Raw genomic sequence first — 22176 nt, 5'->3', positions numbered from 1 at the left:
TGCCGCGTCGAAGGAGCGTCAGTCGTCACGACTCCACGAGACCTCGGGGGCACACCCGCATGCGCACACGACGTTCCGCACGAGACTCCGCACGACACCCGGCAGGAGGCACCGCACCGCGTCCGGCCCGGCGGCCGGTCCGGGTCCTCGCCGGTCTGCTGCTCGCCGCCTCCGTCGCCCTGGCCGGCTGCGGCGGCGCCGGCGACTCCGGCGCCTCCAGCGGCTCCGCCGACAAGGCGGCCGTCGGCCGGGCCCCGGCCGGCGAGTACCAGGCCGGACAGGACGAGGACGCCGACGGCAAGGCCGCCGGCAGCGGTGCGGGGGCGGGCGGTGGCACGGCGGCGGGCGCTCGGGCCACCGCGCCCCCGCTCCCCGGCGACCGGATCATCCGCACCGCATCCCTGACCGTCCGGGTCGCGGACGTGCCCCGGGCCCTCGACCGGGCCCGCACCGCGACCGAGGGCGCCGGCGGCTACGTCGGCGACGAGACCACCACGCGCGACGAGGACGGCGTCGAGCACACGCGCGTGGTGCTGCGCGTGCCGGTCGGGCGCTACGAGGCGGTCCTCACCGCGCTCCAGGGCACCGGCACCCTGCTGGAGCGCACCGCGAAGGCGCAGGACGTCACCGACCAGGTCGTCGACGTCGACAGCCGGGTGGCGTCGCAGCGGGCCGGCATCGCGCGCGTGCGCGAGCTGATGGCACGGGCCACCAAGCTCAGCGACGTGCTGCTGCTGGAGGGCGAGCTGAACACCCGGGAGACCGAGCTGGAGTCGCTGCTCGCCCGCCAGGCCGCCCTGAAGGACCGCACCGACCTGGCCACCTTGACCCTGACCCTGACCGAGCAGCCGGACGCGCGGGCGGACCGGGACGACGGGCCCGGCCTCGTGGACGCCCTGGCGGGCGGCTGGGGCGCGTTCGTGACGATGCTGCGGTGGCTGGTGACGGCCGTCGCCGCGGTCCTGCCGTTCGCGGCCCTGGCCCTGGTCGTGGGGCTGGTGGCACGGCGCGTGCTGCGCGCCCGGCGGGTCGCCCGCGGTCCCCGTACGACGCCCCCGCCCGCTCCGCCCGCGCGGCCCGAGGCGACCGTGGCGGCCCGTCCCGGCGGCCCGGAACAGGAGGGCGGCGGCCCGGAACAGGAGGGCGGCCGGGACTGAAATGCCGCGCCCGCTTAGCGTGTTCGCATGAGCATGAGCGATGGCGGTGCACGTCCCGGGCGGGAGCGGCTGGTCGTGGTGGGCGGGGACGCGGCGGGCATGTCGGCCGCGTCCCAGGCCCGGCGGCTGAAGGATCCCGACGCGCTGGAGATCGTGGCCTTCGAGCGCGGCCACTTCACGTCGTTCTCGGCGTGCGGCATCCCCTACTGGGTGGGCGGTGACGTGGCCGAGCGGGACCAGCTGATCGCGCGCACCCCCGAGGAGCACCGCGAGCGGGGCATCGACCTGCGCCTGCGCACCGAGGTCACCGAGCTCGACGTGGCCGGGAAGCGGGTCCGCGCGCGGGACGTCGACTCGGGGGCCGAGTCCTGGACGTCGTACGACCGGCTGGTCCTGGCGACCGGGGCGCGGCCGGTGCGCCCGGAGCTGCCGGGGATCGACGCACAGGGCGTGCACGGGGTGCAGACCCTCGACGACGGCCAGGCCCTGCTGGACACGCTCTCCCGCGCGCGGGGACGCCGGGCGGTCGTGGTGGGCGCCGGGTACATCGGGGTGGAGATGGCCGAGGCGCTCATCAACCGCGGGTACGAGGTGACCGTCCTCAACCGCGGCAGCGAGCCGATGTCGACGCTCGACCCGGACATGGGCCGCCTGGTGCACGCGGCCATGGAGGGCCTCGGCATCACCATGGTGAACGACGCCACGGTCACCAAGGTCCTCACCGGCGACGACGGGTGGGTGCGGGCGGTGGCCACCGAGGACGCCGAGTACCCGGCGGACGTCGTGGTGCTCGGTATCGGCGTGCGCCCCGACACCGCGCTCGCCCGGGCCGCCGGGCTGCCCCTCGGCGCGCACGGCGGCCTGCTCACCGACCGGGCGATGCGGGTGCGCGGCCACGACGACATCTGGGCAGGCGGCGACTGCGTGGAGGTCCTCGACCTGGTCTCCGGCCAGCAGCGGCACATCGCCCTCGGCACCCACGCCAACAAGCACGGCCAGGTCATCGGCACCAACGTCGGCGGCGGCTACGCCACCTTCCCCGGCGTGGTCGGCACGGCCGTCAGCAAGGTGTGCGACCTGGAGATCGCCCGCACGGGACTGCGCGAGAAGGACGCCCGCCGCGTCGGCCTGCGGTACGAGGCGGTCATCATCGAGTCCACCAGCCGCGCCGGCTACTACCCCGGCGCCTCCCCGATGACCGTCAAGATGCTCGCCGAGCGCCGCACGGGCCGGCTGCTGGGCGTGCAGATCGTCGGCCGGGAGGGCGCGGCGAAGCGGGTCGACGTCGCGGCGGTGGCCCTGACGGCGGGCATGACGGTGGAGCAGATGACCGCCCTGGACCTGGGCTACGCCCCGCCGTTCAGCCCGGTGTGGGACCCGGTGCTGGTGGCGGCGCGGAAGGCCGCGACGAAGGTGCGGGGCTTCTGACGTCCGCCCGGGCGGCGCCCGCCGCCGCCCGGTGTCGCACTCGTGCGCGCCACCGCCCGCTCACGCGCCCCGCACCCGCCGTCCCGCGGACGGCCCTCGCGCGTCCGTCGCCCGGCGCGTCCGCCCCCGCCCGCCTCAGCCCGTCCCCGTGATCCGCGGCAGGGCCGACACCGCGGCCGTCGCCGACTGCTCGGCCGGCTTGGCGTGGGCGGCGGCGGCCGGGCGGGAGCGCAGCCGGTGGCTGACGGCCTCGTCCAGCGTCACCGGCCGCTGTGTCTGCGCGGCGAGCCGCCCCGCCTCCTGGCCCAGCCGGGCCACGTCCTCCCAGGGGAGCCGCACCACGAGGGAGATCTCCGCCTCGCCGTCGGGCAGGGCGTGCACCGCGGGAGTCACTCGGTCGTTCATCGCCTGTTCCTCACGTCGTCCCCGCGGTCCGCCTTCGCCGCGGGCGGTTGCCGAGTCATACGCGCGCACGAAGGGCCCCGTTCACCGGTTCGCAGAACGGATCGCGGGCAGTACTCCCCTGTGGTCATCCCCGTCCATGACGTTAACCCGGTGCGCCGCACCCCCTGGGTGACGTACGCGCTGATCGCCGCGAACGTGTTCGTCTTCCTGTTCATGCCCGGCCTGTCGGGTTCCGTGGCGGGCGACAGCAGCCTCGCGCAGAGCTGCCACCTGCACGCGTTCCTGGAGCACTACGCGGCCGTGCCGCGGGAGCTGATCCACCACCGGATGCCGCAGTTGGTCCCCAACGGCGAGGTGGGCACGGGGGCGCACGGCGCCGGGTGCGTCGTCGCGCCGCCCGGCTACGACAAGTCACCGGTGGCCAGCGTCTTCACCGCGATGTTCCTGCACGGCGGCTGGCTGCACCTGCTGGGCAACATGCTGTTCCTGCTGATCTTCGGGAACAACATCGAGGACCGCATGGGCCACGTCCGCTTCGCGCTGTTCTACGTGGTCTGCGGCTACGCGGCCGCGTACGGCTTCGCCCTCTTCAACGCCGACTCCGCCGCGCCGCTGATCGGCGCCTCCGGGGCGATCGCGGGCGTGCTGGGCGCCTACCTGGTGCTGTACCCGAAGGCCAGGGTGTGGGTCCTGGTGCCGTTCCTGGTGTTCCTGCCGCTGCGGCTGCCCGCGTGGCTGGTCCTCGGCTTCTGGTTCGTGCTCCAGGCCGTGTACTCCTCCGGCGAGGGCGTCTCCGACGCGGGCACCGTGGCGTACGCGGCGCACGTCGTCGGCTTCCTCGCGGGCATGCTGCTCGCCTGGCCCCTCAAGCCGGGCACGCCCCCGCCGCCGGAGCCGGGCGGCCTGCTCTTCGGCCGGCGCGCCCGGCCCCGGCACTCGTGGTGAGGCCCCGGCGGGCAGGAGCGGCTAGCGCGCGGTCCGGGTGTGGACGTACTCCGTGAGGCGGGTGAGGGCGTCCGGGTCGGTGGTCGGCATCACGCCGTGACCGAGGTTGAAGACGTGGCCCTCCAGCCCGGCCGCCGCGTCGAGGACCTCGCGGACCTTGGCCTCGACGGCCTGCGGGGTGGAGAAGAGGACCGTCGGGTCGAGGTTGCCCTGCAGCGCCTTGCCGGGGCCGACCCGGCGGGCGGCCTCGTCGAGCGGGACGCGCCAGTCGACGCCGACGACGTCCGCGCCGGCCTCGCCCATCAGCCCGAGCAGCTCACCGGTGCCGACGCCGAAGTGGATGCGCGGCACGCCGTAGCCGGCGACGGCGTCGAAGACCTTGGCGGAGGCGGACATCACCGAGCGGCGGTAGTCGGCCGGGGCGAGCGCGCCGGCCCAGGAGTCGAACAGCTGGACCGCGGAGGCGCCGGCCTCGATCTGCACCTTCAGGAACGCGGCCGTGATGTCGGCGAGGCGGTCCAGCAGGTCGGCCCACAGCTCCGGGTCGCCGTACATCATCGCCTTGGCGTTCTCGTACGTGCGGGACGGGCCGCCCTCGACCAGGTAGCTCGCGAGGGTGAACGGCGCGCCGGCGAACCCGATGAGCGGGGTGGCCCCGAGCTCGCGGGTGAGCAGGCCGATCGCCTCGGTGACGTAGGAGACGTCCTCGGGGGTCAGGTCGCGCAGCCGGGCCAGGTCGGCGCGGGTGCGGACCGGCTCGGCGACGACCGGGCCGACCCCGGGCTTGATGTCCAGGTCGAGGCCGATGGCCTTGAGGGGGACGACGATGTCGCTGTAGTAGATCGCCGCGTCGACGCCGTGCCGGCGCACGGGCTGCAGCGTGATCTCGGTGACCAGCTCCGGCCGCGTGCAGGACTCGAGCATGGGGATGCCCTCGCGGACCTTGCGGTACTCCGGCAGCGAGCGCCCCGCCTGGCGCATGAACCACACCGGGGTGTGCGGCACGGGCTCACGCCGGCACGCCTTCAGGAAGGGGCTGTCGTACGTCGCGGTCGGCTGCATGCCCGTCGGGCTGGCGTTGGCACTCACGACGGCAAGTCTCCCATGGCCGAGAAGCCGACGTGGCCGCGCCCCACACGGGTGTCTTGCCCTGCGCGCGGCCCCCGTTCCCCTTAATCTTCCCCGCATGGCTGCGGATCGGGATCCACTGTCGGACGGCGCTGACGGAAGGGACGACGTGAACGAGGGGGACCGGGATGGGACCAGGACGACTCCGCCGACTCCGCCGCCCTTCCGGGCCGCCGTCGACGCGCTGAGGTCCGCGCGGCTGCGCCCGCAGATCGAGGTCGAGCCGACCCCGGCGCCCAAGCGGCTCGCGCCGTTCGCGTACGCCCTGGAGGCGACGGTGGTCGACGGCGAGCAGGACCTGGCCGACGGCCGTCTGGTGCTGCTGCACGACCCGGCCGGGCACGACGCCTGGCGGGGCACGTTCCGTCTGGTCACCCTGATCCGGGCCGAGCTGGAGCCGGAGATGGCGGTCGACCCGCTGCTGCCCGACGTGTGCTGGTCGTGGCTGACGGGCGCGCTGCAGGCGCGCGGGCTGACGTACGGCGAGCCGAGCGGCACCGTCACGCGGGCGAGCTCGCACTACTTCGGCGGGCTGTCCGCACGCCCGGCCGCGTCGCAGATCGAGATCCGCGCCTCCTGGACGCCCCGGGAGGGCCTCGGCGGGGTACCGGACACCGGGTCCCACCTTTCGGCCTGGTGCGACCTGCTGGCCCAGGTGGCGGGGCTGCCGCCGGCCGGCCCCGGCGACGCGTCGGTGGTGACGCTGCCGCAGCGACGCGGACCGCAGTCCCGCTGACCTCTTCGCCCCCCGCCCCCCGCCCCGCCCCGCCACCGCCCCTCGAGCCCGGCACGGTCCGGGCTTTTTCTCTGTCCGCCTGCACCCTGATTGACCGTCTCTTTGTCGATACGGCCACTTTCAGTCACGGTCACGCTCTCGAACGAACCGATTCGTTCACCGAACGATCGACCGCGTGTCCGAATTGCACGGATTGTTACTCACTAAATCGTGATCTTTTTCTAAAGGCCCATGGGTTTGGTGCCGAAGACGTCTGTGACCTTGAAAGCCGTCCCGCACCCCAGGAGGCCTGGTGTCCGTTCTCCTCGAGCAGCCCGCAAGCCTGGTCGCCTACCGCCCGAACAAGCCCACCGCCATGGTGGTCGTGGCCGACCCGCGCGTCCGCTCCACCGTCACCCGCCACCTGTGGGCGCTCGGTGTGCGCGATGTCATCGAAGCCTCGTCCATCGCCGAGGCCCGTCCGCGCGTCGGCAACCCCCGCGACATCTGCGTCGCCGACGTCCACCTGCCCGACGGCTCCGGGCTGACCCTCCTGTCGGAGACCCGCGCCGCGGGCTGGCCCAACGGGCTCGCCCTGTCCGCCGCCGACGACATCGGCGCCGTGCGCAACGCCCTCGCGGGCGGCGTCAAGGGCTACGTCGTCACCGGCACCCGCACCAACGTCGGGCTCCCCACCCGGCCCGGTGCCGCCCCCATCGGCGCGGCCGCCGCCCGCCTCCACCGCCGCCCCCCGGGTGCCCCGAGCCACCCGGGCGGCTACCGCGAGCTGTCCGGCCGCGAGGTGGAGGTGCTCCGCCTGGTCGCCGAGGGGCAGTCGAACAAGGCGATCGGCGTGTCCATGGGCCTGTCGGCGCTGACCGTCAAGAGCCACCTCGCCCGCATCGCCCGCAAGCTGGGCACCGGTGACCGGGCCGGCATGGTCGCCGTGGCCCTGCGCACCGGGATCATCCACTGACCGCCGCCGCCCCCGCCAGCCTCTCCCCCACCGCCGCCTCCTCCGCCTCCCCCGCCCCTCCCGCCCCGCAGTCTTCACCGGACCTTCGCCCGGAGTGACTGGAATACGACCCCCCGGCGCCCGTCGACGGAACGTTCCGTCGGCGGGCGCCCGTCACGCACGGATACCCTTGACCGGTGACCGACGCCCAAGAAACCGCAGCAGCCAGCTCACTGCGAACCACCGGAGGCGCCCCTCCGGACGACGGCGGATCCACTGCTCCTGGGGCGCCGACACCGTTGCTGGAACCTCGCGAGGGCATCCCGCCCGTGATCGCCGACGAGGCGGGCCTGGCCGAGGTCGTGGCGGCCTTCGCGGCCGGCACGGGCCCCGTCGCCGTCGACGCCGAGCGGGCCTCCGGGTACCGCTACGGCCAGCGCGCCTACCTCGTGCAGCTGCGCCGCGAGGGTGCCGGCACCGCGCTGATCGACCCCGTGGCCTGTCCCGACCTCTCCGCGCTCGGCGCGGCCCTGCGCGACACCGAGTGGGTGCTGCACGCCGCCACCCAGGACCTGCCCTGTCTGCGCGAGATAGGCATGGTGCCGACGCGGCTGTTCGACACTGAGCTGGCCGGACGGCTCGCCGGTTTCCCGCGGGTCGGCCTCGGCGCCATGGTCGAAGGCGTGCTCGGCTACGTCCTGGAGAAGGGCCACTCGGCCGTCGACTGGTCCACCCGGCCGCTGCCCGAGCCCTGGCTGCGCTACGCCGCGCTGGACGTGGAGCTCCTGGTCGACCTGCGCGACGCGCTGGAGAAGGAGCTGGACCGGCAGGGCAAGCTGGAGTGGGCGCACCAGGAGTTCGCGGCGATCGCCGCCGCCCCGCCGGCCGAGCCCCGCAAGGACCCCTGGCGGCGCACCTCCGGCATGCACAAGGTGCGGCGGCGCCGGCAGCTCGCGGTCGTGCGGGAGCTGTGGGAGGCGCGCGACCGGATCGCGCAGCGGCGCGACGTGTCCCCCGGCAAGGTGCTGTCCGACGCGGCGATCGTCGAGGCGGCCCTCGCGCTCCCGGCGAACGTCCACGCGCTGGCCGCGCTGAGCGGCTTCGGGCACCGGATGGGCCGGCGGCAGCTGGAGCAGTGGCAGGCGTCCGTCGACCGGGCCAAGGCGCTGCCCGAGGCCCAGCTCCCGCAGCAGGGGCAGGCGGTGACCGGGCCCCCGCCGCCGCGGGCCTGGGCGGACAAGGACCCGGCCGCGGCGGCCCGGCTGTCGGCGGCGCGGACCGCGGTCTCGGCGCTGGCCGAGGAGCTGTCCATGCCGCAGGAGAACCTGATCACCCCGGACACCGTGCGCCGGGTGTGCTGGGAGCCGCCGCAGGGCGTGACCGCCGACTCGGTGGCCGAGGCCCTGGTGTCCCACGGCGCGCGGCCCTGGCAGGTGGAGCTGGTGACACCGGTCCTGGTGACGGCCCTGTCGGCACAGGCCGCCTGAAACCGTCCCACGCGGGGAGTGCGAGGAGCCGCCGCCTGAACCGGGTGCGAGGAGCCGTCCCGGACCCGCCCGCCCCGGGCGGGTCACCCGGACGGCCGAGCGCGACGACGGGATCGCGCCAAGATCGTGGATGCGGCGGACGGGCCGTGGGGCGGGCGGCTGGGCCGACAGCGTGAACCGGGTGTGACCTTCGCCGCTGTGCCGGGTAGGGCTGTGCAGCCACGTTACCCACAAGTAGCATGGGCCTGAGCGCGCGCTCAGCGCTGGCGCGCCGCAGCAGTGCCACCCCGCACCCTGGAGGAGAGCCATCGTGCCTCGTACCGTCAGGGACGTCGTCTTCGTCGACGGCGTCCGCACCCCGTTCGGCAAGGCGGGCCCGAAGGGCATCTACCACGAGACCCGCGCCGACGACCTGGTCGTGAAGGCGATCCGGGAGCTGCTGCGCCGCAACCCCGGTCTCGACCCCAAGCAGATCGACGAGGTCGCCATCGCCGCGACCACGCAGATCGGTGACCAGGGCCTGACCATCGGCCGCACCGCCGGCATCCTGGCCGGTCTGCCGCAGTCGGTGCCCGGCTACTCCATCGACCGCATGTGCGCGGGCGCCCTGACGGCCGTCACCACGGTCGCCGGCTCCGTCGCCTTCGGCGCGTACGACGTGGCCATCGCGGGCGGTGTCGAGCACATGGGCCGCCACCCGATGGGCGAGGGCGTGGACCCCAACCCGCGCTTCGTGAGCGAGAAGCTGGTCGACGAGTCCGCCCTGTTCATGGGCATGACGGCGGAGAACCTGCACGACCGCTACCCGCACATCACCAAGCTGCGCGCCGACGAGTACGCCGTGCGCTCGCAGGAGAAGGCCGCCAAGGCCTACGCCAACGGCAAGATCCAGGCCGACCTGGTGCCGATCTCGGTGCGCCGCACCTCCCCGGAGGCCGGTGAGACGGGCTGGGGCCTGGTCACCGCCGACGAGCCGATGCGCCCGGGCACCACGCTGGAGAACCTGGCCGGCCTCAAGACGCCGTTCCGCGTGCACGGCCGGGTCACCGCGGGCAACGCGGCCGGTCTGAACGACGGCGCGACCGCCTCCCTCATCGCGAGCGAGGACTTCGCCCGCGAGAACGGCCTGCCGGTCAAGATGCGCCTGGTCGCCTACTCCTTCGCGGGCGTGGAGCCGGAGGTCATGGGCTACGGCCCGATCCCGGCCACCGAGAAGGCGCTCGCCCAGGCGGGTCTGTCCATCTCCGACATCGGCCTGTTCGAGATCAACGAGGCCTTCGCCGTCCAGGTCCTGGCCTTCCTCGACCACTACGGCATCGCCGACGACGACGAGCGCGTCAACCAGTACGGCGGCGCCATCGCCTTCGGCCACCCGCTCGCCTCCTCCGGCGTCCGTCTGATGACGCAGCTGGCCCGCCAGTTCGAGGAGCAGCCGCAGGTCCGTTACGGCCTGACCACCATGTGCGTCGGCTTCGGCATGGGCGCGACGGTCATCTGGGAGAACCCGCACTTCGAGGGGGACAAGTGAGCACCACCGCTGAGCTGTTGAAGGGTGCGGCCGAGCTGTTCCCCGACGAGGTCGTCACCCAGGCGCACGTACGCCACTTCGACCTGCCGCTGGGTGCGGGCCGCTTCGCCCTGATCACCCTGGACAACGGCCACGACCACACCAAGCCGACCACCTTCGGCCCGCAGTCGCTGGCGAACCTGAACGCCGCCATCGACCAGGTCGAGCGGGAGGCGGCCGAGGGCACGATCGTCGGCGTCGGGGTCACCGGCAAGCCGTTCATCTTCGCCGTCGGCGCCGACCTCAAGGGCGTCGAGCTGCTGAAGCGGCACGAGGACGCGCTGGCCATCGGCAAGGGCGGCCACGAGGTCTTCAAGCGCCTCGCGGGCCTCGCGGTGCCGACCTTCGCGTACTACAACGGCGCGGCCATGGGCGGCGGCGTCGAGGTCGGTCTGCACTGCACCTACCGCACGGTGTCCGCGGCGCTGCCGGCGTTCTCCCTGCCCGAGGTCTTCCTCGGCCTGGTGCCCGGCTGGGGCGGCTGCACGCTGTTGCCGAACCTGATCGGCGCCGAGAAGGCCGTCACGGTCGTCATCGAGAACAGCCTCAACCAGAACCGGCAGCTCAAGGGCCGGCAGGTCTACGAACTGGGCATCGCCGACGCCCTGTTCGAGGGCGCGGACTTCCTCGAGCAGTCGCTGATCTGGACGGCGGCCGTCCTCAAGGGCGAGATCGTCGTCGAGCGTCCGGCCGTCGACCGCGGTGAGGCCTGGGACCAGGCCGTCGCCAAGGGCCGGTTCGTCGCCGACTCCAAGGTGCACGGCGCGGCCCCGGCCGCCTACCGCGCGCTGGACATCATCGCCGCCGCCAAGGACGGCGACCTGCAGAAGGGCTACGACGCCGAGGACCAGGCGCTCGCCGACCTGATCATGGGCGGTGAACTGCGCGCCGGCATCTACGCCTTCAACCTGGTGCAGAAGCGCGGCAAGCGCCCCGCGGGCGCCCCGGACAAGAACCTCGCGCGTCCGGTCACCAAGGTCGGCGTCGTCGGCGCCGGTCTGATGGCCTCGCAGCTCGCCCTGCTCTTCCTGCGCCGCCTGGAGGTGCCGGTCGTGCTGACCGACATCGACCAGGAGCGCATCGACAAGGGCGTGGGCTACGTGCACGCCGAGATCGACAAGCTGCTCTCCAAGGGCCGCGTCAACCAGGACAAGGCCAACCGCCTCAAGGCGCTGGTGACCGGTGTCCTGGACAAGGCCGAGGGCTTCGCGGACGCCGACTTCATCATCGAGGCCGTCTTCGAGGAGATGGGCGTCAAGCAGAAGGTGTTCGCGGAGGTCGAGGCGGTCGCCCCGGCGCACGCGGTCCTCGCGACCAACACCTCCTCCCTGTCGGTGTCGGAGATGGCGTCGAAGCTCCAGCACCCCGAGCGGGTCGTGGGCTTCCACTTCTTCAACCCGGTCGCCGTGCTGCCGCTGCTGGAGATCGTGCGCGGCGAGCAGACCGACGACGCCTCGCTGGCCACGGCGTTCGCCGTCGCCAAGAAGCTGAAGAAGACCGCGGTGCTGGTCAAGGACGCCCCGGCGTTCGTCGTGAACCGCATCCTGACCCGCTTCATGGGCGAGGTGCAGAACGTCATCGACGAGGGCACCCCGGTCGAGGTCGCCGAGAAGGCCGTCGAGCCGCTGGGCCTGCCGATGTCGCCGCTGGTCCTGCTGGAGCTGGTGGGCCCGGCGATCGGCCTGCACGTGTCGGAGACGCTCAACCGGGCGTTCCCGGACCGCTTCACGGTGTCCCCGAACCTCAAGGCGGTCGTCGAGGCGGGCAAGCGCGGCTTCTACGTCTACGACTCGGGCAGGCCCGAGCTGGACCCGGAGGTCTCCGCGCTGCTGAAGCAGGGCGACGTGGTCCTCACCGAGGAACAGGTGCGCGCCCGCGTCCTGGAGGCGGTGGCCCAGGAGATCGGCCTCATGCTGGACGAGGGCGTCGTGGCCGAGGCCCAGGACATCGACCTGTGCCTGATCACGGGCGCCGGCTGGCCCTTCCACCTGGGCGGCATCACGCCGTACCTGGACCGTGAGGGCGTCTCCGAGCGGGTGACCGGGAAGCGGTTCCTGGCCCCGGGCGTGGCGTCGGTCCCGGCGTAACGGCCGTCCGCACACCGGCAGAACACGAGGGCCCCCGCGATCGGCGGGGGCCCTCTGCGTGCGCCCGGCGGACCGAGGTCACGCGTCCTGCCACGGGCCCGGCGTGACCCGCGGCCCGTCGTCCCCGGCCCGGGCGACGAGCAGGCGGCCCGTGGCGGGCGACAGGGCGGCGACGGCCACCCGGTCGGCGTGGTCGAGGGTGAGGGCCACCTCGGCGTCCGGCCAGAGCTCGGGGCCGTGCTCGGTCCACGAGGCGCCGCCGCCCTCGTCCTCGGTGGGGTACGCGGCGAGGGCGACACGGCCGCTCGCCGCGCGCTGGGCGAGCACGGTGCTGTCCCGGCCGTCCAGCAGGCAGCGCACCGCGGCCACCCGGCCGGGGCCCGCCGCGGGGAGCAGCGGCACGGGCGCGCCACCGGGCCGCCACGCGCACAGCTCGCCGGAGGGATCGTCGGTGAAGAAGAGGGTGGTGCGGTCGGCGGAGGTGGCCAGGGCCCGCAGGGTGCCCGGGCGGGGCGCCGCCCCGACGGTGTGCTCCAGCTCCGGCTGTGCGGCCGGTTCCGCCTGCCGCCAGTGCAGCAGCGTGCCGTCGGTGGCCGCGTACGCCTCCACCCGCCCCGACTCCCCTGTGACCGCGACGGGCGGCCCCTGCACGCCGGGGCCCTCCAGGTCGCGCCACGGGTCCCAGCCGCCGCGCTCCTTCTGCGCGACCATGCTCAGGCCCGTGCCCGCGTTGCGCACGAAGACGTGCGCGCGGCCCTCGGCGTCCACGGCGACGGCGGGCACCCCGGTGCGGTCGCCCTTCTTGTTCGGGTGGCCGATGGGCACCCAGTCCAGGGGCGCGAGCAGCGGGCGGTAGTGGGTGGAGTGCACCAGGCCCGACTCACCGGGCACGGTGGGCCGCCAGGACACCAGATGGGCGTACGCGTCGACGCCCTGCCCGACCGCGAGGACCGGGTGCAGCCGCTGCTCGCCGCCGATCCGGCGGGCCGGCCGCCAGGCACCGCCCGGCAGGCGCTCCGCGCGGCACAGCACGGCCTCGCCGGAGATGAGGTAGACGCCGAGCCGTCCGTCGCGGCCCCGTACGAGCCAGTCGCCGTTCACCCGCTCACTGTAGGACCGCGGCCGCGACGGCACGGTCCACGGGGGTCCAGGGGGCGTGCGTGCGGGCACGGCCCGGTGCGGGGGCGTGGGACGCTGTCGGCATGGAGGAAAACACGGCCCTGCTGGTGATCGTCGACGGCGCGAACGTGGTCGGCTCGGTGCCGGACGGGTGGTGGCGGGACCGGCGGGGCGCCGCGGAGCGGCTGCGGGACCTGCTGGCGGCGCGGGGACTGCCGGGGCACGACGGGCCGGTCGAGGTCGTGCTCGTGGTGGAGGGCGCCGCGCGCGGGGTGGCGTCGGTGCCTGGGGTGCGAGTGGAGTCGGCGCCGGGCAGCGGCGACGACCACATGGTCGACCTCGTCGCCCGCTCCCCCGGCCGCCGCCGCCTGGTGGTGACGGCGGACCGGGAACTGCGCCGGCGGGTGACGGAGCTGGGCGCGGAGGTGACGGGCCCCAGGGCCGTACGACCCTAGGGTCCGTCGCGGGTCAGGCGCCCCGCTCGGCCTTCTCGCGCAGGGCCAGGCGGCTGTGGCTGCGGCCGTACAGGAAGTAGACCACGAAGCCGATCACCATCCAGATCGCGAACCGGAGCCACGTCTCGGCGGGCAGGTTCAGCATCAGCCACAGGGACGCCAGCACCGACAGGATCGGCACGAACGGCACCCACGGCGTGCGGAAGGACCGCTCCAGGTCGGGGCGGGACTTGCGCAGGAGGATCACGCTGATCGCCACGACGATGAAGGCGAACAGCGTGCCGATGTTCACCAGCTCGGCGAGTTCGCTGAGGCTGGTGAAGCCCGCCACGATCGCGATGATGACGCCCAGCAGGATGGTCGACCGGTACGGCGTGCGGAACTTCGGGTGGGTGTGCGAGAAGAACCGCGGCAGCAGCCCGTCACGGCTCATCGCGAAGAACACGCGGGACTGGCCGAGCAGCAGGATCATGCACACCGTGGTCAGGCCCACCGCCGCGCCGAAGCTGATCAGACCGGCGAACCACGGGTGCCCGGTGGCCTTGAACGCGTCCGCGAGCGGGGCGTCCACCGACAGCTTGCTGTACTTCTGCATGCCGGTCACCACGATGGACACGGCCACGTACAGCGTGGTGCAGATGATCAGCGAGCCGATGATGCCGCGCGGCACGTCGCGCTGCGGGTTGCGGGTCTCCTCGGCGGCGGTGGCGACGACGTCGAAGCCGATGAAGGCGAAGAACACGACGGACGCGGCGGTGAAGATGCCCATGACGCCGAAGTTCGAGGGAGCCCACCCGAAGATCAGCTGGATCAGCGGCGCCTTGAGGTTGCCGCCCGCCTCCACGGCCTGGGCCTTGGGGACGAACGGGTCGTAATTGCCGCCCTTGATGAAGAACGCGCCCGCGATGATGACGACCAGCACGACGGCCACCTTGATGGCGACGACGACGGAGGTGACGCGCGCGGAGAGCTTCATGCCGACGACGAGGATCGCGGTGAGCACCAGCACCAGCGCGGCCGCGAGGATGTCGAAGCCGAAGCCGGAGGCGCCTTCCCGGCCGGTGAGCGCGGCGGGCAGGTGCCAGCCGGCGTTGTCCAGCAGCGAGGCGATGTAGCCGGACCAGCCGACGGCGACCACCGCCGTCCCGAGGGCCAGTTCCAGGACGAGGTCCCAGCCGATGATCCAGGCCGGGAACTCGCCCAGCGAGGCGTAGGAGAAGGTGTAGGCGGAGCCGGCGACCGGGACCGACGAGGCGAACTCGGCGTAGCACAGGGCGGCGAGCGCGCACACCACGCCGGCGACCACGAAGGACAGCGAGACGGCCGGTCCCGCGGTGTTCTTGGCGGCCGTGCCGGTGAGGACGAAGATGCCGGTGCCGATGATGACACCGACGCCGAAGACGGTCAGGTCCAGCGCGGAGAGGGATTTCTTGAGGGCGTGCTCGGGCTCCTCGGTGTCCTTGATGGACTGTTCGATGTTCTTGGTCCGGAAGAGGGTGTTGCTCACGGGCTTACCTCCCACGCTGTGTCGTCCTCGACATGATCGAGAGGGGGCTTATTCCGTATGCCCCGGCGCGCGCCCCTTCACGCGAAAGGGCCGCTCGCACCACCCTTGGCGGTGGTGCAAGCGGCCCTGTCGGAGACGGACGGTGGGTGATCAGTCCCGGGCGGGCTCCGCCTGGGCGGCCCCGTCCGTGCGGAGCCGGGAGTGGGTGAGGCCGTCGAGCTGGGAGACGAGGCCGGTGACCTGGCGCGCGATGTCCGGCGCGGTCAGCCCGATCTCGGCCAGCACCTCGGCGCGCGAGGCGTGGTCCAGGAACCGCGGCGGGATGCCGAAGTCGCGCAGCGGCACGTCCACCCCGGCGTCCCGCAGGGCCTGGGCGATCGCGGAGCCGACGCCGCCGACCCGGGAGTTGTCCTCGACGGTGACGACCACCCGGTGGCGCTCGGCGAGGGGCGCCATGGCCTCGTCGACGGGCTTGACCCAGCGGGGGTCGACCACGGTGGTGGAGATGCCCTGCCGGTCGAGCAGGGAGGCGACCTCCAGGCACATCGGGGCGAGGGCGCCCACGGAGACCAGCAGCACGTCGGGCCGGTCGGTGCCCGGCTCGCGCAGCACGTCCATGCCGCCGACGCGTCCCACGGCGGGTACGGCGGGGCCGACGGCGCCCTTGGAGAAGCGCACCACGGTCGGGGCGTCCTCCACCGCCACGGCCTCGCGCAGCTGGGCGCGGACCTGGTCGGCGTCGCGCGGGGCGGCGAGCCTCAGGCCCGGGACGACCTGGAGGATCGACATGTCCCACATGCCGTTGTGGGAGGCGCCGTCGGTGCCGGTGATGCCGGCCCGGTCCAGCACGAAGGTCACGCCGCACTTGTGCAGGGCCACGTCCATCAGCACCTGGTCGAAGGCGCGGTTGAGGAAGGTGGCGTAGACGGCGAAGACGGGGTGCACGCCCGCGTGGGCGAGGCCGGCCGCGGAGACGGCGCCGTGCTGCTCGGCGATGCCGACGTCGTAGACCCGGTCGGGGAAGCGCTTGGCGAACTTGTCGAGGCCGACCGGCTGGAGCATGGCGGCGGTGATGGCGACGACGTCCTCGCGCTCCTCGCCGAGCCGGACCATCTCCTCGCCGAAGACGGACGTCCAGTCGGCGCCGGAGGTGGCGATCGGCAGGCCGGTGTCGGGGTGGATCTTGCCGACGGCGTGGAAGCGGTCGGCCTCGTCCTGGAGGGCGGGCTGGTAGCCGCGGCCCTTCTCGGTGAGGCAGTGCACGATGACCGGGCCGCCGAAGCGCTTGGCGCGGGCCAGCGCGGACTCCAGCGCCTCGAGGTCGTGGCCGTCGATGGGGCCGACGTACTTCAGGCCCAGGTCCTCGAACATGCCCTGCGGGGCGATGAAGTCCTTCAGGCCCTTCTTGGCGCCGTGCAGGGTGTCGAACAGCGGCTTCCCGACGACCGGGGTGCGGTCCAGGATGTCCTTGGTGCGGGCGAGGAAGCGCTCGTAGCCGTCGGTGGTGCGCAGCGTGGCCAGGTGGTTGGCGAGGCCGCCGATGGTGGGCGCGTAGGAGCGCTCGTTGTCGTTGACGACGATGACGAGCGGGCGGTCCTTGGCCTCGGCGATGTTGTTGAGCGCCTCCCAGGCCATGCCGCCGGTCAGCGCGCCGTCACCGATGACCGCGACGACGTGGCTGTCCCGCTCGAGCAGCTGGTTGGCCTTGGCGATGCCGTCGGCCCAGCCCAGCACGGTGGAGGCGTGGCTGTTCTCGATGACGTCGTGCTCGGACTCGGCCTGCGAGGGATAGCCGGACAGGCCGCCCTTCATCTTCAGGCGGGAGAAGTCCTGCCGGCCGGTGAGCAGCTTGTGCACGTAGGACTGGTGGCCGGTGTCCCAGAGCACCTTGTCCTTCGGCGACTCGAACACGCGGTGCAGGGCGATGGTCAGCTCCACCACGCCGAGGTTGGGGCCGAGGTGGCCGCCGGTCTTGGACACGGCGTCGACGAGGAAGGTCCGGATCTCGCCCGCCAGCTGGTCCAGCTCCTCCAGGCTGAGCCGGTCCAGATCGCGCGGTCCCGTGATGCGGGTCAGCAGCGGCACCCGTGCCTCCTTGCAGTAGAGCTGATCGAGCTGTTGCCGGGCCTGTCGAGTCTAATGTTCCGTCCCGGTGGTCGGTCCCCGGCCCATGGGTCATAGGTCACGCGAACGGCCGTACCCAGGATGAGGGCACCCACAACACAGCCGTGCCCGGCGCGTGGGAGCACCGGGCACGGCAGGGGCGGGACCGGCGGGCCGGTCCGTGGGCCGCTATGCGCGGCCGGCGGCCTTCTGGCTGCGGCGGGAGACCGAGTCGATGACCACGGCGCCGAGCAGCACGCCACCGGTGATCATGTACTGGATCGAGGTGTTCATGTTCAGCAGGTTCAGGCCGGTGGTGATCGACTGGATCACCAGCATGCCGAGCAGCGCGGACCACACCGAACCACGGCCGCCGAAGAGGCTGGTACCGCCGATGACCGCGGCGGCGATGGCCAGCATCAGGGTGTTGCCGCCACCGGCGCTCAGCGTCGCCGACGCCGTCTGGCCGGCGAAGAACATGCCGCCCACCGCGGCGAAGCCGCCGGAGATGGCGAACACGCTGATGCGGACCATGGGCACGCTGATACCGGCACGGCGGGCGGCCTCGATGCCGCCGCCGACGGCGAACACCTTGCGGCCGTACGTCGTACGACGCAGCACGAAGTCGACGATGACCAGCGCGGCGAGGAAGATCACCAGCGCGTTGGAGACGCCCTGGGCGTTGTTCAGCACGGCGGCCGCGATGAAGGACGCGATCGCCAGCAGACCGACCCGGAAGAGGATCTCACCGGTGGGGCGGAAGGGCACACCGGCGGCCCGGCGGCGGCGCTGCTCGCCGAAGTTGCCGACCAGGGACAGCACGACACCGAGGGCGGCCAGCAGGTAGGCGCCGATGATGGCCTGGTCCATGAAGAAGGAGCTCTGGCCGAACAGCTTCACGGGGCCGTCGTCGGACGGGATGTTGATGGTGCCGCTGGAGCCGAGCAGCCACAACATCAGGCCGTTCCAGCCGAGGAAGCCGGCCAGGGTGACGACGAACGCCGGGACGCCGATCTTGGCGAAGAACCAGCCCTGCAGCGCGCCGATGGCGATGCCGGTGGCGATCGCGAGGACCAGCGCCAGCCAGGCGTTCATGCCGTGTTCGACCACCCACACGGCGAACACGGTGGACGCCAGGCCGCTGACCGAGCCGACCGACAGGTCGATCTCGCCGAGCAGCAGCACGAACACCAGGCCGATGGCCAGCATGCCGGTGGCCGACATGAAGAAGCTGATGTCGGAGAGGTTGTCGGCGCTCAGGAAGCGGTCGTTCTTCGCCTGGAAGATGGCCCAGATGATGATGAGGCCGATGACGACCGGCAGCGAGCCGAGCTCGCCGCCCTTGATCTTGCGCTTGAACTCCGTGACGTAGCCCTTGAGGCCCTCTTCGCGGACCAGCAGGCGCGGGTCGACGACGGCCACGCCGGCGGCGGTGGGGTCGTCGGCGGGAGCGGTGGTGGCCGCGGTCTTGTCGACGCTGACGCCCTTGTCGGGGCCGGAGTCGCTCTTCACGGTCCTGGACGTGTCGCTCACTTTGCCGCCTCCGTGGTGCGACGCCCCGCACGACGGGTCACGGCGTTGTCCGTGGCACCCGTGATCGCGGCGATGATCTCTTCGTGGCTGGTGTCCTTCACGGGGAAGGAGCCGTTGTTCTTGCCCAGACGCAGGACGGCGACGGTGTCCGCGACCGCCTTGACGTCCGCCATGTTGTGGCTGATGAGGATGACGGCGAGGTTGCGCTCGCGCAGCCGCTCCACCAGGTCGAGGACCTGCGCGGTCTGCTCGACGCCGAGGGCGGCGGTGGGCTCGTCGAGGATGACCAGCTTCGGCTCACCGATCAGGGCGCGCGCGATGGCGACGACCTGGCGCTGGCCACCGGACAGGCTCGCGATCGGGATGCGCACGCTCGGGATGCGGATGGAGAGCGTGGACAGCAGCTCGCGGGCGTTCTTCTCCATCGTCACCTCGTCGATGACGCCGCGGTGGAGCAGCTCACGACCGAGGTAGAGGTTGCCGACGACGTCGAGGTTGTCGCAGAGCGCGAGGTCCTGGTAGACGGTGGCGACGCCGAGTCCCTGGGCGTCGTGCGGCTTGTTGATGTTGACCGCGTTGCCCTCCCACTCGATGACGCCGTCGTCGATGGGGTGCACACCCGCGATCGTCTTGACCAGGGTCGACTTTCCTGCGCCGTTGTCGCCGACCAGGGCGACGACTTCTCCGGCGTGAACCTCCAGATCGACGTCGGTGAGTGCCTGCACCGCACCGAATCGCTTGGAGACTCCGCGCAACGCCAGCACGGGCGTAGCGGACACGTGAACCATCTCCTTCGCCGCCTGACCGGCGGGGATGCCGCGCGTGGGACATGCGCGGAGGGATGTGCGCGACGCGCCGCCCGCGGGGGCGGGCGGTCGTGACGCACGAGGTTTACAGGATGAACATGCGCGATCGCGTCGCACTTGGCAACGGGTTCCGTCCGACGCCCGCCCCGCAGCGGGGTTGAAGGTGGGGCGGGCGTCGGAGGGGTCTCGCGGGGCCGCCGGCGGTCACGGGGACCGCCGGCCGGCCGGGGTTGCCCTTACTGCAGGCCGGCGGCCTTGCAGGCGGCGGCGTACTGGGCGGTGCAGATCTGCGCGACGGTGTAGAGACCGTCCTTGACGACCGTGTCCTTGATGTTGGCCTTGGTGACCGACACCGGGGTCAGCAGCTTGGCGGGCACCTTGTCGCCGGAGCCGCTGGTGACCTCGGTGGAGGCCGTTCCCTTGATGTCCTTGCCCTGCAGGAGGCTGACCGCGAGCTCGGCGGCGGTGTCGGCCTCCGGCTTGTAGGCCTTGTAGACCGTGGAGGACTGGGTGCCGGCCACGATCCGCTGGATGGCGGCGAGCTCGGCGTCCTGGCCGGTCAGCGGGATGGTGCTGATGCCCGCGCCCTTCAGGGTGTTGGCGATGCCACCGGCCATGCCGTCGTTGGCGGAGTAGACGCCGGCGATCTTCTTGGCGCCGAGCTGGGTGATCGCGGCCGACATCTTCTCGGCGGCGACGGTGTCCTTCCAGAGGCCGGACTGCTCGTAGGCGATCTTGACCTTGCCGTCGAGGGCCTTGTGGGCGCCTTCCTTGAACTGGGCGGCGTTCGGGTCGGCGTCGTCACCGTTGATCATGACGACGTTCGCCGACGGGCTGGCCTTGGCGCCCATCGCCTGCAGCAGCGCCTGGCCCTGCAGCTCGCCGACCTTGACGTTGTCGAAGGAGACGTACGCGGAGACCGGGCCCTGGGCCAGACGGTCGTACGCGACGACCTTGACGCCCTTGTCGACCGCGGCCTTGATCGAGGACTTGATCGCGGCGGAGTCCTGGGCGGAGATCACGATGACCTTCACGCCCTTGGTCACCATGGTGCTGACCTGCTGCGCCTGCTTGTTGGCGTCGGCCGCGGCGTTGGCGTACTCGACGTTGCAGTCGGAGCACAGCTCCTTGACCTTGGCCTCGAAGTACGGCTTGTCGAACTTCTCGTACCGGGCGGTGACGCTGTCGGGGAGCAGCAGGCCGATGGACTTGCTGCCGCCGCCGGAGCTGCTGCTGCCGGAGTCGTCGTTGTTGTCGTCGCCCGCCTTGCCGCACGCGGCAATCGACAGGGCCATGGAGACGGCGGTCGCGCCGATCACGACTCTACGCATCGTTGCGTTCATTGGGTTGTGCCTCCCTGACAGGGCCGCAACGCTGCGGCCGAGGTGGCTGGAAGTCAACTCGGCCACAGGTGCGACGTCAAGAAGTAAATACTTAACGAGATGGCAACGGCGTCATTCGTTCTCTAAGTGAAGGCGGGTGCGGCCGCCGACAGAGAACCATCCAAAAGTGTCGAATCGCCCATCTCGCTGAGCGCGAGGGCGAGCGCTCCGAGCACCTCCGCACGGCCCCCAAGCGCCCCTGGGAGAACGGACAGTTGCCGCGCCGCACTGGGGATCGCATAGCGGCCGACGGACTCCCTGATCGGCCCGAGCACCAGCTCACCGGCCTCGGCGAGATCACCGCCGAGGACCACCCGGCTCGGGTTCAGCAGGTTGCAGAGATTGGCGACTCCACTGCCGATGTGGCGGCCGACGTCGGCGATCACCCGACGGCAGCCCGGGTCTCCGTCCCTGGCCAGCCGCACGACGCCCTCCATGGTGAGGTCGGTGCCGTGGCTGGACTGGAGCAGCGGCAGCACGTAGCGCGCGGCCGCGAAGGTCTCCAGGCAGCCCCGGTTACCGCAACGGCAGACGGGACCGGATTCATCGAGTGTAATATGTCCTATTTCGCCCGCAGTACCCCCTGGCCCGCGGTAGATCTTCCCCTCGATGACGAGGCCCGCGCCGACACCGCTGGCGACCTTGATGTAGGCGAGGTCGCGCACGCCCTTGCCGCTGCCCCAGACCATCTCGCCCAGGGCGCCGAGGTTGGCGTCGTTGTCCACGTGCACGGTCACGCCGAGCCGCTCGCGCAGCTCCTCGGCGGGCCGGGTGCCGATCCATCCGGGCAGGATGGCGGAGGAGCCCAGCGTGCCGGACTCCACGTCGATCGGGCCGGGCACGCCGAGCCCCACGCCGGCGATCTTGCCCCGGTCCACACCCGTGGCCTCGATCAGCCGGCTGACCAGCCGCTCGGCCCGGTCGAAGCCCTGGGCGGAGGAGGCGTCCACGTCGAGCGGTTCGGACTCCTCGGCGAGCACCTGGTGGGCGAGGTTGCCGACGGCGACCCGTAGGTGGGTGTGGCCGAAATCGATGCCGATGACAATGCCGGCGTCTCCGCTGAGCGAGACGCTGCGCGCCCGCCTGCCACCCGCCGACGTCGGTGTGACCTCGACCGTTCCGCCGTCCTTGAGCTCACGGACGATGTTGGAGACGGTCGCCGCGGACAGGCCGGTGGTCCTCGCGATCTCCGCCTGGGTGAGGGATCCGGCCAGCCGGACGGCCCGTACGACCCGCTCCAGGTTGGCTCGGTGCAGCGACGACTGCGACCCCGGAGTCTCCACGACGACCTCCTGCGCGCGGGGCCGCTTCGATGAGACCCCGTCTATGTCCAACTAGTGAACTCTAAGCTGAGCCGTCCGGGGCACCTCCCGTCAAGAGGTTGAACAGTTTCCGCG

At 72.4% G+C, this 22176-nt stretch carries 18 protein-coding genes; 9 read left to right on the top strand and 9 right to left on the bottom strand.

Translation table 11 applies throughout. From position 1 onward, the window contains the following. The first annotated feature begins 59 nt into the window (after positions 1-59). Together E4U91_RS26730 and E4U91_RS26725 are read left to right on the top strand one after the other, a co-directional pair. The gene (locus E4U91_RS26730) at positions 60-1157 is read left to right on the top strand and encodes a DUF4349 domain-containing protein (RefSeq protein WP_137309181.1); all 1098 of its coding nucleotides are present in this window, start codon (positions 60-62) and stop codon (positions 1155-1157) included. Positions 1158-1184: 27 nt separating this feature from the next. After that, positions 1185-2585 carry an FAD-dependent oxidoreductase gene (locus tag E4U91_RS26725; RefSeq protein WP_137309180.1) on the top strand — a complete coding sequence of 467 codons (1401 nt, stop codon included), beginning with the start codon at positions 1185-1187 and terminating at the stop codon, positions 2583-2585. Positions 2586-2720: 135 nt separating this feature from the next. On the opposite strand, the gene E4U91_RS26720 is transcribed toward E4U91_RS26725, so the two are convergent. Next, positions 2721-2990 carry a hypothetical protein gene (locus E4U91_RS26720; RefSeq protein WP_067229345.1) on the bottom strand — a complete coding sequence of 90 codons (270 nt, stop codon included), beginning with the start codon at positions 2988-2990 and terminating at the stop codon, positions 2721-2723. A 120-nt stretch (positions 2991-3110) separates the two neighbouring features. Between E4U91_RS26720 and E4U91_RS26715 the strand changes: the two genes are divergently transcribed. Then, on the top strand, positions 3111-3935 hold the full coding sequence (locus tag E4U91_RS26715; protein WP_137309179.1) for a rhomboid family intramembrane serine protease: 825 nt from the start codon (positions 3111-3113) through the stop codon (positions 3933-3935). Between the two features lie 21 nt (positions 3936-3956). Here E4U91_RS26715 and hemE read toward each other — a convergent pair whose 3' ends face one another. Continuing rightward, positions 3957-5024: a uroporphyrinogen decarboxylase gene (gene hemE / locus E4U91_RS26710; RefSeq protein ID WP_137309178.1), complete on the bottom strand. Its 1068-nt coding sequence runs from the start codon at positions 5022-5024 to the stop codon at positions 3957-3959. 97 nt (positions 5025-5121) lie between these two features. Between hemE and E4U91_RS26705 the strand changes: the two genes are divergently transcribed. From E4U91_RS26705 to E4U91_RS26680, 5 genes are all read left to right on the top strand, one after another. Beyond that, the gene (locus E4U91_RS26705) at positions 5122-5799 is read left to right on the top strand and encodes a DUF3000 domain-containing protein (RefSeq protein ID WP_137309177.1); all 678 of its coding nucleotides are present in this window, start codon (positions 5122-5124) and stop codon (positions 5797-5799) included. A 292-nt stretch (positions 5800-6091) separates the two neighbouring features. After that, positions 6092-6754: a helix-turn-helix transcriptional regulator gene (locus E4U91_RS26700; protein WP_067229335.1), complete on the top strand. Its 663-nt coding sequence runs from the start codon at positions 6092-6094 to the stop codon at positions 6752-6754. Positions 6755-6930: 176 nt separating this feature from the next. Then, positions 6931-8220 (top strand): ribonuclease D, encoded by a 1290-nt coding sequence (locus E4U91_RS26690; RefSeq protein ID WP_137309176.1) that lies wholly within the window; start codon positions 6931-6933, stop codon positions 8218-8220. A 310-nt stretch (positions 8221-8530) separates the two neighbouring features. Then, positions 8531-9748 carry a thiolase family protein gene (locus E4U91_RS26685; protein ID WP_137309175.1) on the top strand — a complete coding sequence of 406 codons (1218 nt, stop codon included), beginning with the start codon at positions 8531-8533 and terminating at the stop codon, positions 9746-9748. Further along, positions 9745-11874, top strand: coding sequence for a 3-hydroxyacyl-CoA dehydrogenase NAD-binding domain-containing protein (locus tag E4U91_RS26680; protein WP_137309174.1), 2130 nt, complete (start codon positions 9745-9747; stop codon positions 11872-11874). The genes E4U91_RS26685 and E4U91_RS26680 overlap by 4 nt, the downstream gene beginning before the upstream one ends. 78 nt (positions 11875-11952) lie before the next feature. Here E4U91_RS26680 and E4U91_RS26675 read toward each other — a convergent pair whose 3' ends face one another. After that, entirely contained in the window at positions 11953-12975 is a 1023-nt protein-coding gene (locus E4U91_RS26675; RefSeq protein ID WP_137309173.1) for a DUF8189 domain-containing protein, read from the bottom strand. A 101-nt stretch (positions 12976-13076) separates the two neighbouring features. Here E4U91_RS26675 and E4U91_RS26670 point away from each other — a divergent pair, with 101 nt between their 5' ends. After that, positions 13077-13448 carry an NYN domain-containing protein gene (locus E4U91_RS26670; RefSeq protein WP_137309172.1) on the top strand — a complete coding sequence of 124 codons (372 nt, stop codon included), beginning with the start codon at positions 13077-13079 and terminating at the stop codon, positions 13446-13448. Between the two features lie 13 nt (positions 13449-13461). Here E4U91_RS26670 and E4U91_RS26665 read toward each other — a convergent pair whose 3' ends face one another. The 6 genes from E4U91_RS26665 to E4U91_RS26640 form a co-directional block, all read right to left on the bottom strand. Further along, positions 13462-14955 (bottom strand): amino acid permease, encoded by a 1494-nt coding sequence (locus E4U91_RS26665; RefSeq protein ID WP_137309171.1) that lies wholly within the window; start codon positions 14953-14955, stop codon positions 13462-13464. A gap of 150 nt (positions 14956-15105) precedes the next feature. After that, positions 15106-17040, bottom strand: coding sequence for a 1-deoxy-D-xylulose-5-phosphate synthase (dxs, locus tag E4U91_RS26660; RefSeq protein WP_137309170.1), 1935 nt, complete (start codon positions 17038-17040; stop codon positions 15106-15108). 207 nt (positions 17041-17247) lie between these two features. Continuing rightward, positions 17248-18591, bottom strand: a complete 1344-nt coding sequence (locus tag E4U91_RS26655; protein WP_137309169.1) for a sugar ABC transporter permease — start codon at positions 18589-18591, stop codon at positions 17248-17250. Beyond that, positions 18588-19379, bottom strand: coding sequence for an ATP-binding cassette domain-containing protein (locus tag E4U91_RS26650; protein WP_137309168.1), 792 nt, complete (start codon positions 19377-19379; stop codon positions 18588-18590). Before E4U91_RS26650 ends, E4U91_RS26655 begins: the two co-directional genes overlap by 4 nt. 254 nt (positions 19380-19633) lie before the next feature. Then, a complete protein-coding gene (locus tag E4U91_RS26645) occupies positions 19634-20728 on the bottom strand; it encodes a sugar ABC transporter substrate-binding protein (protein ID WP_137309167.1) in 1095 nt (364 codons plus the stop codon). A 134-nt stretch (positions 20729-20862) separates the two neighbouring features. Beyond that, entirely contained in the window at positions 20863-22062 is a 1200-nt protein-coding gene (locus tag E4U91_RS26640) for an ROK family transcriptional regulator (RefSeq protein WP_137309166.1), read from the bottom strand. Between the last annotated feature and the right edge of the window lie 114 nt (positions 22063-22176).

The sequence above is a fragment of the Streptomyces lasalocidi genome (assembly GCF_005280215.1).
GTDB lineage: Bacteria > Actinomycetota > Actinomycetes > Streptomycetales > Streptomycetaceae > Streptomyces > Streptomyces longwoodensis.
This window is presented reverse-complemented; position numbering and strand designations above follow the sequence as displayed.